Raw genomic sequence first — 11,372 nt, forward strand, 5'->3', positions numbered from 1 at the left:
GCTGAGGCTGAAATGAAAGCTAAGGAAGCCGAAGGAAGCGGAAGATAACCGAAGAAAACCTAAGAAAACAGAAGAAAGCCGAAAAACCGAAAAAACCGAAAAAACCGAAAAAACCGTGGGAAACCTTCTACGGTACAAGAAGCCGGTGAAGACATTTTATTTGTTACGGGCTAAGAGTTACAGGCTAAGTCGCGGGCCAAGGTTACGGGCTATCGGCGAATCAACAAGAGAAAGGAAGTGGGTACGTGATTAACGATAAACTGCCTAAGATTTGGTACGGCGGAGATTATAACCCTGAACAGTGGGGACCGGAAGAATGGAAAGAGGACCAGCGGATGTTCAAGCTGGCCGGGATCGACGTGGCGACGATCAACGTCTTTTCCTGGGCGTTAAACCAGCCTGACGAGGACACTTACGATTTCGGGTGGCTCGACGAGACGATGGACCGTCTGCACAAGGACGGCGTTGGCGTCGTACTGGCGACGAGCACCGGGGCGCATCCAGCCTGGATGGCCAAGCGGCATCCCGACGTGACCCGCGTCGATTTTTACGGGCGAAAAAGAAAGTTCGGCGGAAGGCATAACTCCTGCCCGAACAGCCCGACTTACCGCAAATACTCCCGCTTGATGGCGGGGAAGCTCGCCGAGCGCTACAAGGATCATCCGGCGCTGCTGCTTTGGCACGTATCCAATGAATACGGCGGTTTCTGTTACTGCGACAACTGTGCAGCCGAATTCCGTGTCTGGCTGCAAAAACGTTACGGCGCCCTTGATGCCGTCAACGAAGCATGGAACACCCGCTTCTGGGGCCACACTTTCTACGACTGGGACGAAATCGTACTTCCGGACGGGCTGAGCGAAGAGGGAGAAGGCAACGTCAGCGCGTTCCAGGGCATTTCCCTGGATTACCGCCGGTTTATGTCCGATAGTCTGCTGGAATGCTACAACATCGAGGCGGAAGCGATCCGCGAGCATTCGAAGGACGTGCCGATCACGACCAACCTGATGGGGTTGTTCCCGCTGCTCAACTACTTCGACTGGGCGAAGCATATGGATATCGTCTCGTGGGATAATTATCCGTCTCTGACGACGCCGGTCAGTGAAACTGCCATGACGCATGACTTGATGCGCGGCCTGAAGCACGGGGCGCCGTTCATGCTGATGGAGCAGACGCCGAGCCAGCAGAACTGGCAGGCGTACAACTCGCTTAAGCGTCCCGGCGTGATGCGCCTGTGGAGCTATCAGGCCGTTGCCCGCGGCGCGGATACGGTGATGTTCTTCCAAATGCGGCGCTCCAAGGGCGCCTGCGAGAAGTTCCACGGCGCCGTCATTGAGCATTCCGGTCATGAGAATACGCGGGTATTCCGTGAGGTGGCGCAGCTCGGGGAGGAGCTGGGCCGTCTTGGGGACACGCTGCTGGACGCTGTGACGGATGCTAAGGTTGGCATCGTGTACGACTGGGAAAACCGGTGGGCCATGGAGCTCTCGAGCGGTCCGACCGTTGAGCTGAATTATGTGCGCGAGGTGCATAAGTTTTACGACGCCCTCTTCAAGCAGGGCATAGAGGCGGACATGATCAGCACCCAAGCCGACTTCAGCAAATACGATATCGTAATTGCACCGGTCATGTATATGGTCAAGCCGGGCTTTGCCGAGAAGTCGGAGGCGTTCACCGCTGCCGGCGGCACGTTTATTACGACGTTCTTCAGCGGCATCGTGAACGAGACCGATCTCGTGACCCTCGGCGGATATCCGGGCGAGCTCCGCAAGCTGCTCGGCATTTGGGCGGAGGAAATCGACGCACTGCCGCTCGGGCAGTACAATGAAATCGTCATGAAGCAGCCGTACGGCAAGCTTACGGGCAGCTACAAATGCGAGATGCTGTTTGATCTCATCCATGCCGAAGGCGCGGAAGTGCTGGCCGAGTATGGCTCGGACTTCTACAAAGGCATGCCTGCCCTCACGGTGAACCGCTTTGGCGAAGGCAAAGCATACTATGTGGCGACCAGCGCGGACAGCGAGTTCATGGAAGGCTTCCTCGGGGCCGTCTGCGCCGAGAAAGGCGTTCAGCCGCTGGTGCCGGAGCTTCCGGCCGGCGTAGAGGTTGCCCGCCGTGTGAAAGAAGGACGCTCGTTCCTGTTCGTGCTTAACCATAACGCGGAGAGTACGACAGTTCGCACGGGGGATATCAAACGCCGGGACCTTCTCAGCGGCGTAACCGTGGACGGGGCGGCCGAGGTGCCGGGACGCGGCGTCATGATTCTGGAGGAAGCAGAGTAAAGACAAGGTATCGCGGCTAAAATACGTTTCCATTCCAATACAAGCAGGCTTTGCGGGACTTCCCGGCAAAGCCTGCTTTTTTGTAAAGGCAATTTACTGCACCCATTGATTGCGTATGGCCAGCACGACGGCCTGGGTGCGGTCCTCGGCGCCGATTTTTTGCAGGACGCGGTGCACGTGGGTTTTGACCGTGCTTTCGCTGATGTGGAGCTTGGCGGCGATATCTTCGTTTTTCAGGCCGTAAGCCATTTCCTGCAGAACTTCCAGCTCACGGTCAGTCAGCGGGTCCGGCAGGGACAGCCGCATGTCCTGCCGGTCCTGGAACGATTCCGTCTGGCGCAGCGCCTCCGAAATCATCCGGGCTGCGGCTCCCGTCCGGTAGATGGCTTCGCCGCGGCTCGCCGCCCTGATGGAATGGAGCAGCTCCTCCGGCGCCGCATCCTTCAGCAAATAGCCGACGGCTCCGGCCCGAATGCCTTCATACACGTATTCCTCGAGATCGAAGGTGGTGAGGATGATGACTTTGCACTCCGGCAGCTGCCGCCGGAGCTCCCGTGTCGCCTCGATCCCGTTCATGCCGGGCATTTGCACGTCCATCAAGGCGATATGCGGCCGGGTTCGGAGCGCAAGGTTTACGGCTTCGCGGCCGTCGCCCGCCTCTCCGCACCATTCCATGTCCGGCTGAGCCTTAATAATAAACCCGATGCCGTGCCGGATCAGGGGCTGGTCATCCGCGATGATGATGCGGATACGTTCTGGGTCCATTTTAGCATTCATTCCCCTCTGTTATTGGGTGTCGCTGCGGAAAACGGCAGGCTTGCGGTAATCTCCAGACCATGGGGAGCGAGGGGGGTGACCGTCAGACGTCCGCCGGCTTTTGCACATCGCTCCCGCATGGCGGTCAGTCCGAATCCCGGCTGGACCGGACCTTGCGCCACGCCGTTATCCCGGATAGTCAAGACCAGGCCTTCCTTGTTACCTATAAGCCGGACCTCAGCTTGGGTGGCCTGGGCATGGCGCATCATGTTGGTCAGTGCCTCCTGAAGGATTCGGTAAAGGACGTACAGCTGCTCCGGTGCGATGGTGCCGGGGATATCCGTGGTAAAGGCCACCGGAATCCCGCTTCGCTCACTGAAGGTGTCCACCAGCTTCCTGAGCTCCTTCAGTCCTTCGCCGGGCCGGACGAGCCCCATTTCGTGAACGACCGTTCTGACGTCCTGAAGGCATCCGCGGGCCACATCCGTCACTTGCCTGAGCGTTGAGCGGGCTTCGTCCGGCGCCGCTTCGATCATATACGGAAGCGCCTGCAGCTGCACGATGACGGAGGTCAGGCCGTGACCGATGCTGTCATGGATATCGGCTGCGATCCGGCTGCGCTCCTCCAGTACCGCATAGCGCAGAGCCTGCTCGGAAGCCGCCTCCAGCTCCTCGTGAGCTTGGCGCAGGCTGCGGTAAGCCGCCTCCAGCTCCTGATGAGCGGACGTCAGCTCCTGCAGATGCGTTTCTTTCATCGTTCGGGTCGTTCTGCGTAGCCTGCCGGCCAAAAATAGAAGATAGACCGCCGCGAGAATCAGGCATTGGGTCATCACTGCTTCTAAAGTCTGATGCTGATCCAGCAGGATCCACGCTGCGGCAGCTATATTTAGAACGGTATATGAGGCCGAGTACGATGCCGGCAGCCGGTAGCTCACCCATCCCAGCAGAAAAAAGACGATAATATACAAGCTGCCGTCAAGTCCCAGGATGACCCCAATGGAAGAGATACCAAGCAAGGCACACACGGCAAAAGCAGGCGCCGGCCCCCGGCGGGTAAACCACCGGGAACGCCATTGCAGGCATAGCGCGGCCAACGTCAACAGCACGCCGGGAACGAACGCACGGGGCTCACCGTACATGCCGTTCTGAATCGCGGAATACACGATCAACAAACTCAGCAGCGCCCTTCTGGCCGGATTGGAAGACAGTATTGTTCGTTCATCGTTGCCTGTTTCCATAGCAGGTCTCCTTTAGCTGGCACATGGACGCCGGTGTTTCAGGTCTTTATGCCCGTTGTCCCATCATCGCCTGATATCTCCGGTAAATGACGTACCGGCGTGCGCAGATGGAACCGAGCGGCATGAACATCAGCGCATTCGCGATGTGATAGAAGGCGTGTGACTGCCCCCAGGACTGCGCAAGCACCCGCAACGCCAGCACGGCGAGAAACAGCAGGATGCTGGCAATGGAACCCTGCACGGTAACCTGGCCGTCCATTCCCATGCGCATTTTTTCCATTTTACCCCGGATGATACCTGTTGCCAAACCGGCAGCGGCAAACACGGCGAACAGCACGACTTCAACCGGACCTACCGATGCCCACGGGATGGACGAAAGGGCCATTCCTCCCCATAACAAGGGAACGATCCACATGCTGGAAGGGCGGAAGGTTCTTTCCCTTGCGGTAAGCCAAATGACAAGCAGGATGATAATAATATAAGTTGAGTATTGATCCATCGCTAACACCTCATTCATTTTTCGTGATGAATCCAGCATACCAAGGAGGACCGGCCGCGTAATCGAACCGTGTGGTGATTTTCTTTCGGCCGATGTACATCCGGAGATGTACATGACTGTGGACGAATAGGTTTGGGCTTTTCTTTTTTCGATAATTTTGTTAAAATGACAGCAAGCATTTCATCCTGAAGAAAACGAGGTAACCACACAGCCGATGGATAAACATGACTGATCTCTCTAATCTGCAAACCAACTTAATGTTGAAACCATGCAGTTTCTGCGCCTGCCGCAGGGAAGAGAATCGTTATGTCTATTTTCAGAGACTGGATACCTCACCGATGGATACGGATCATGCTTTTTTTGTGCATTTTGACGTGTTCATGGGGTGATATCGTGCCGGATTATCATGTTCGGGGCGGTATTTCGGACGGGTAACCCTTTTTTTGACATAGACAATGATAACGAATTTCCTGCCGTAGGCGATGCTGCCTGCGGCTTTTTTGATTCGTGAAATGGATCAGAGGCCGGGGCTGGACGGAAACCGCTGGTGTGTCTGAAACAACGGAAATTCAAATTTATGTTTTAAAGGGTGATGCTTAATGTTGAATATCGTAAAAACGAAACATATAGCCAAAGAATTTAAAGGGAAGACCGTTTTTGAAAAGATAGACATGGAAATTTATGAAGGCGAGAGGCTGGCGCTGTTCGGCGTCAACGGCGCGGGGAAGACGACGCTGCTGCAGATTTTGACCGGACAGCTGGAGCCTGACCGCGGCACCGTGGAACGCGGAATCCCGCTGGAGCAGTGGGGATATATGACGCAGACGTCGGAAGAGTTGATGCATCTGACCGCACTGGATGCGGCAGGGCGCGAAAGCGGCGAGCTGTGGCAGATCAAGCGCCGGCTGAAGGAGCTGGAGCAGGCGATGGCGACGGGCGAAGTAGGTTCTGATCTTTTGGAGGAATACGGCCAGCGGCTTGAGCAGTATGAGCTCAGCGGCGGTTTTGACTGGGAGACCGGGCTGGAGAAGCATTTGACCATGCTGCACATCGGTCCCGAGCTGTGGCAGGTCCCTTTTGCCGATCTGAGCGGCGGCCAGAAAACCAGGGTCAGGCTGGCGGCACTGCTGGTCAAAAGGCCGGAGGTGCTGCTCCTCGACGAACCGACCAACCATCTGGACGAGGAGAGCATGAACTGGCTGGAGGAATGGCTCCGTCACTACGAAGGCACCGTCATTGTCGTGTCCCATGACCGGACCTTTTTGGACCGGGTGGTGACAGGAGTCTGCGAATTGACCGAGACCGGACTGAAAAAATATAAGGGCGGCTACTCCGATTACCGGAGGGAAAAGGACCGCGAACTTCGGGAGCAGGAGGCGCTCTATAAGAAGCAGAAGCAGGCCCGGGAAGCGTTAGAGGAATCGATCCGCAACTACCAGGAATGGTTCCACCAGGCCGAGAAATCGGCGGATAAAAATACGGAAACGAAGGCGGCGCTGCCTTACTACAAAGCCAAAGCCAAGAAGAACATCTCCAGGTACCACGCCAAGCAAAAAGAGCTGGAGCGGCTCGAGAGCGAAAGCGTGGAGAAGCCGAAGAGCGGACCGAAGGTCAACCTGCAGCTGGGAGAAGGCGGGTTCTCCGCACGTGTGCTGGTGCGGCTAGAGCAGCTGTCCTTCGGCTACGGGACGAAGAAGCTGTTCGACAAGTTCAGCCTGATCCTCTCCCGCGGCGACCGGCTGGCCGTGCGGGGGCCGAACGGGGCGGGCAAGTCAACCCTGCTCAAGCTGATTCTGGGCGAGCTTGTGCCGAGCGAAGGAACGGTATGGCAGCATCCGGCCCTGAAGATCGGTTACTTCTCGCAGGAGCTGGAGGTGCTGAACGAAGAGGAGACGCTGCTTGACAGCCTGCTACGCCTGCCTTCGATGACCGAGACGCATGCGCGGACGCTTCTGGGCTGCTTCTTGTTCAAGCGGGAAGACGTGTTTAAGCGAATCGGGGATTTAAGCATGGGGGAGAAATGCCGTGCGGCTTTCGTGCAGCTGTATTTCTCCGGGGCCAATCTGCTCGTGCTGGATGAGCCGACGAACTATTTGGACATCTCGACGCGGGAAGTGATCGAGGAGGCGTTATCCGCATATCCGGGTGCTCTGGTCGTCGTGTCCCATGACCGGATGCTGATCCGCAAGCTCGCGGACCGGCTGCTGACCGTCTCCCATACGGAAGAACCGCATCTGTTTGAGGGCACGGTTCAAGAAGAGGAAGAGCAGCTGGCCAGACATAACGGAGCACTGAAGGAGGATACCGACCGGGAAAACGCCCGGCTGGCGCTGGAATGGGAGCTGACCCGGCTGCTGAACGAAGACGGCGGGAGCGACGAGGAGGCTGCGGCACGGATTACGAATATCCGCAGGCTCCGGAGCGAGCTGGAACAGCTCTAATTTGAGGAATGAAGTCTGGTTCCGCAAAAAATGGGCATGCTGAGAAGGGGAACGCCTATTGATTTAGGCGATTCGGACTTGTCAATACAGCTTTTTTTGCCTATAATTATTGACTATAGTCAACGGACTGATCCCGGTGAATGAATGACCCGTATGGATCAGCCATTGCAATCCAATTTATGTGTCAAGACAAATGCGTTGATGGAGATAAGTAAGCAGTGCCTCTTTACAGGGAGGGGACGCCGGAGATTGAGAGCGTCTCTACAGAAACAGGCTGCTGAAATTCCCTCCGGAGCAGTTCCCTGAACGAATCCACGCGCCAGCATATGTTTGCTGACAGGATTCCGCGTAGGGGATAACGGTTTTCGATCCGTTACATCGAGTGAGAGTGAGATCAAGCTGGCCAGAGGTGCGCGTGTGCGTATCAAACGGCTTTTCGCTTGTCTAACAAGGGTGGTACCACGGTCTTTTCGTCCCTTTTCGGGAGAAAAGGCCTTTTTGTATTTCTTGGGAATTTTTTTCTGAGGATCCCCGCCAAGTACCTGAGCAGTCATCCGGGGCAAAAGCCCTGCTCTGCGGGGCGTTGTTGGTCAAAAATGTATTGGCGATTTCAAGAAGGAGGCAGGAAGTTCATGAAAGAAAAGCTGGAAGCATTGCGGCAGGAAGCGATCGCGCAGCTGAATGACGTCGCTGACGTACAGACGCTGAACGATTTGCGCGTGAAGTATCTGGGGAAAAAGGGGGCGCTGACCGAGATTTTGCGTGGCATGGGCGCGCTTAGCGCGGAGGAACGCCCGCTGATCGGCCAGGTGGCCAATGATGTGCGCGGAGCGATCGAAGGACTGATCGATTCCAAGCAGCAGGCTTTCCAAAAGGCCGAAACCGAGCAGCGCCTGCAGGCGGAGAAGGTGGACGTTACGCTCCCCGGCCGCAAAATGACCCAAGGCGGCACCCATCCGCTCAACAAAGTCATCCAGGAAATCGAGGAGATTTTCATCGGTATGGGCTACCACATTGCGGAAGGACCGGAAGTGGAGACCGACTATTATAATTTTGAAGCGCTGAACCTGCCGAAGAACCACCCGGCCCGCGACATGCAGGATACGTTCTACATTACCGAGGAGCTCTTGATGAGAACGCAGACGTCGCCGGTGCAGGTCCGGACGATGGAGAGCATGGAGGGCAAGGTGCCGGTGAAGATCATCTGCCCGGGCAAAGTATACCGCAGAGACGACGACGATGCGACGCACTCGTTCCAGTTCTACCAAATTGAAGGCCTGGTGATCGGCGAAAACATCCGTATGAGCGATTTGAAAGGCACGCTGCTGCAATTCGTCCGCGAAATGTTCGGACCGAACACGCAGATCCGCCTTCGTCCAAGCTTCTTCCCGTTCACAGAGCCGAGCGCGGAGGTCGACGTAACCTGTGCCAGATGCGGCGGCAGTGGATGCCGGGTGTGCAAGCATACGGGATGGCTGGAAATTCTGGGCTGCGGCATGGTGCATCCGGAAGTGCTGCGCAAGGGCGGCTACGATCCGGAAGTGCACAGCGGCTTCGCGTTTGGCATGGGGCCGGACCGGATTGCGATGCTGAAGTACGGAATCGACGATATCCGTCATTTTTATGGCGGCGATGTGGCATTCTTGAAGCAGTTTGCCCGCATGTAAGCGTAAGGTTAGCGAATACGGGAAGAAGGAAGGGAACGTAAGTGAAAGTATCAACTGAATGGTTATCCGATTATGTATCACTGGAAAATGTAACGGCCGAAGAGCTGGCCGAGCAGATTACGCGTGCGGGCATCGAGATCGACGAGGTTGAGCACCGCAATCACGGCATTTCGAAAGTCGTCGTGGGTTATGTAAAAAGCAAGGAGAAGCATCCCGATGCGGATAAGCTGAACGTCTGCGTCGTTGACGCGGGACAGGGCGAAGACCTGCAGATCGTCTGCGGCGCGAAAAACGTGGATGTCGGACAAAAAGTACCCGTCGCCCTGGTTGGCGCGCTGCTGCCCGGCGGGCTGGAGATCAAAAAAGCCAAGCTGCGCGGCGTCGCTTCTCAAGGCATGATTTGCTCCGCCAAAGAGCTGGGCATGAACGACAAGCTGCTGCCGAAGGAGCAGCAGGAAGGCATACTCGTCCTGGAGGAGAACGCGGAGATCGGAACGCCGATCACCTCCGTGCTCGGCCTGGACGACAAGGTACTCGATTTTGACCTGACGCCGAACCGTTCCGACTGCCTCAGTATGCGCGGAGCGGCTTACGAAGTGGCGGCCATTCTGGGCCGTGACGTTAAGCTGCCTGATCCGGAAAGGGAACTGGTTGAGGTCGCTGACGCGGCAAGCAGCCATATCTCGGTCAAAATCAGCTCGCCTGAGCACTGCAGCCATTACACCGCGCGTTATATTACGGGCGTGAAGATCGCGCCGTCGCCGCAGTGGATGCAGAACCGCCTCATGGCTGCGGGCGTCCGTCCGATTAACAACATCGTTGATATCACCAACTATGTCATGCTTGAATACGGTCAGCCGCTGCACGCATTCGATGCGGACCGCCTGACAGGCGGGGCCGTTGACGTTCGCCTGGCCCGTGAAGGTGAGACGCTCGTGACGCTGGACGGCCAGGAACGCAAGCTGGAGCCGCACATGCTGCTCATTACCGACGGCGTGAAGCCGGTTGGATTAGCCGGCGTCATGGGTGGATTGGATTCCGAGGTTACGGACAGCACTGTGAACATTTTGCTCGAATCAGCCAAGTTCGACGGAGGCACCATCCGCAAGACTTCCCGCCAGCTCGGACTGCGCTCCGAAGCGAGCCAGCGCTTCGAGAAGGAAGTCGATCCGGGTGCGGTCATTCCGGCGCTGAACCGGGCTGCGTCGCTGATCGCCCGTTATTGCGCAGGAACGGTTCATAAGGGCATCGTCGAAGCCGGTGCCGCGCAGGCAGAAGAAAAGGTAATCGTTCTGTCCTTTGACAAGCTGAACCGGTTCCTTGGAACGGAGCTGTCGATGCTGGAAGTGAAGACGATTTTTGGCCGTCTCCATTTCCACGCTGCGGATACCGCCCAGGGTATTTTGGAAGTGCAGGTACCGACGCGCCGCGGAGACATTACGAAAGACGTCGACCTGATCGAAGAAATCGCCCGCCTGTACGGATACGACAATATCCCGACGACGGCGATCGAAGGGCCTACTACGCCGGGGGGCTATACGAAGCCTCAGGCGATCCGCCGCGAAATCCGCAGACTGTTCACCCATGGCGGATGGCAGGAAGTGATCAGCTATTCCTTCACCCATCCGGATCTGGCCGCGCTGTTCCCGGCCTTGACGGAAGGAAGCGTGCCGGTGAAGCTGTCGATGCCGATGAGCGAGGAGCGCAGCGTGCTGCGTACGAGCATTCTGCCGCAGCTGCTTGATATCGCGGTGCACAACGCCAACCGGAAGCAGTACGATCTGGCGCTGTTCGAAGTGGGCAACGTGTTCTTCTCGCAGGAGCAGACACTGACGGTTCAGCCAAAAGAGCTGAACGTGCTGTCCTTGCTGCTGTGCGGCAACCGCGGGCAGAAGCAGTGGAACTATGCGCCGGAGAAAGTCGATTTCTTCGACCTGAAGGGTGCCCTGGAGACGCTGTTCGGAGATTTGGGTCTGGAGGGGGCGATCCGGTACGTGGCGAACCAGCCGGCCGGATATCATCCCGGACGTTCGGCTTCCGTCTACCTGATCAATGGCGGCGGAGAGCAGGTGCTGATCGGCACGCTCGGTCAGGTGCATCCCGAATTGCAGCAGGAGCGCGGACTCGGCGATGTGTACGTTGCGGAAATTTTGCTGCAGCCGCTGTACGATCATGCCGATTTTGATATCCGCTATCAGGAGCTTCCGCGCTTCCCGGCTTCGGAGCGGGATATTGCAGTCGTAGTGGACAGCGCCGTGGAAGCGGGCTCCCTGCTTGAGACGATCCGCGAAGCCGCGGGCGAACTCCTGCAGAACGTACAGGTATTCGATGTGTTTACCGGAAGCAAGCTCGGCGAAGGCAAGAAGAGCGTAGCGATTTCGCTCGTCTACCGCCACAATGAGCGCACGCTGACGGATGAGGAAGTCACCGCGGCGCATGCCGGGGTCGTCAGCGCCCTTGAGCAAAAGTTTCAAGCGGAATTAAGAAAATAG

General features: G+C 57.1%; 7 protein-coding genes and 1 other annotated feature. Of the genes, 4 read left to right on the forward strand and 3 right to left on the reverse strand.

From position 1 onward, the window contains the following. Positions 1–245: 245 nt before the first annotated feature. Positions 246–2,279 (forward strand): beta-galactosidase, encoded by a 2,034-nt coding sequence (locus C7820_RS17595; RefSeq protein WP_116232150.1) that lies wholly within the window; start codon positions 246–248, stop codon positions 2,277–2,279. 93 nt (positions 2,280–2,372) lie between these two features. On the opposite strand, the gene C7820_RS17600 is transcribed toward C7820_RS17595, so the two are convergent. From C7820_RS17600 to C7820_RS17610, 3 genes are read right to left on the reverse strand one after another with little or no spacing between them, the layout of a single operon-like run. Next, positions 2,373–3,044, reverse strand: a complete 672-nt coding sequence (locus C7820_RS17600; RefSeq protein ID WP_116232151.1) for a response regulator — start codon at positions 3,042–3,044, stop codon at positions 2,373–2,375. Positions 3,045–3,052: 8 nt separating this feature from the next. Continuing rightward, the gene (locus tag C7820_RS17605; protein ID WP_116232152.1) at positions 3,053–4,273 is read right to left on the reverse strand and encodes a sensor histidine kinase; all 1,221 of its coding nucleotides are present in this window, start codon (positions 4,271–4,273) and stop codon (positions 3,053–3,055) included. 46 nt (positions 4,274–4,319) lie between these two features. Continuing rightward, positions 4,320–4,772 carry a CcdC protein domain-containing protein gene (locus C7820_RS17610; protein ID WP_181909104.1) on the reverse strand — a complete coding sequence of 151 codons (453 nt, stop codon included), beginning with the start codon at positions 4,770–4,772 and terminating at the stop codon, positions 4,320–4,322. Positions 4,773–5,371: 599 nt separating this feature from the next. Here C7820_RS17610 and abc-f point away from each other — a divergent pair. The 3 genes from abc-f (at position 5,372) to pheT (ending at position 11,372) form a co-directional block, all read left to right on the forward strand. Beyond that, positions 5,372–7,213: a ribosomal protection-like ABC-F family protein gene (gene abc-f, locus C7820_RS17615; RefSeq protein WP_116232154.1), complete on the forward strand. Its 1,842-nt coding sequence runs from the start codon at positions 5,372–5,374 to the stop codon at positions 7,211–7,213. A 189-nt stretch (positions 7,214–7,402) separates the two neighbouring features. Beyond that, positions 7,403–7,694, forward strand: a binding site (T-box leader). Between the two features lie 151 nt (positions 7,695–7,845). Next, a complete protein-coding gene (pheS, locus tag C7820_RS17620) occupies positions 7,846–8,880 on the forward strand; it encodes a phenylalanine--tRNA ligase subunit alpha (RefSeq protein WP_116232155.1) in 1,035 nt (344 codons plus the stop codon). A gap of 41 nt (positions 8,881–8,921) precedes the next feature. After that, positions 8,922–11,372: a phenylalanine--tRNA ligase subunit beta gene (gene pheT / locus C7820_RS17625; protein WP_116232156.1), complete on the forward strand. Its 2,451-nt coding sequence runs from the start codon at positions 8,922–8,924 to the stop codon at positions 11,370–11,372.

The organism is Paenibacillus sp. VMFN-D1 (assembly GCF_003386155.1).
In the GTDB taxonomy this organism is placed as follows: domain Bacteria; phylum Bacillota; class Bacilli; order Paenibacillales; family Paenibacillaceae; genus Paenibacillus_AQ; species Paenibacillus_AQ favisporus.

Excerpts from the sequence above, each read along its gene's own strand:
- C7820_RS17600 (WP_116232151.1), bottom strand. The coding sequence starts at position 3,044 with ATGGACCCAGAACGTATCCGCATCATCATCGCGGATGACCAGCCCCTG.
- C7820_RS17605 (WP_116232152.1), bottom strand. The coding sequence starts at position 4,273 with ATGGAAACAGGCAACGATGAACGAACAATACTGTCTTCCAATCCGGCC.
- C7820_RS17610 (WP_181909104.1), bottom strand. The coding sequence starts at position 4,772 with ATGGATCAATACTCAACTTATATTATTATCATCCTGCTTGTCATTTGG.
- abc-f (WP_116232154.1), top strand. The coding sequence starts at position 5,372 with ATGTTGAATATCGTAAAAACGAAACATATAGCCAAAGAATTTAAAGGG.
- pheS (WP_116232155.1), top strand. The coding sequence starts at position 7,846 with ATGAAAGAAAAGCTGGAAGCATTGCGGCAGGAAGCGATCGCGCAGCTG.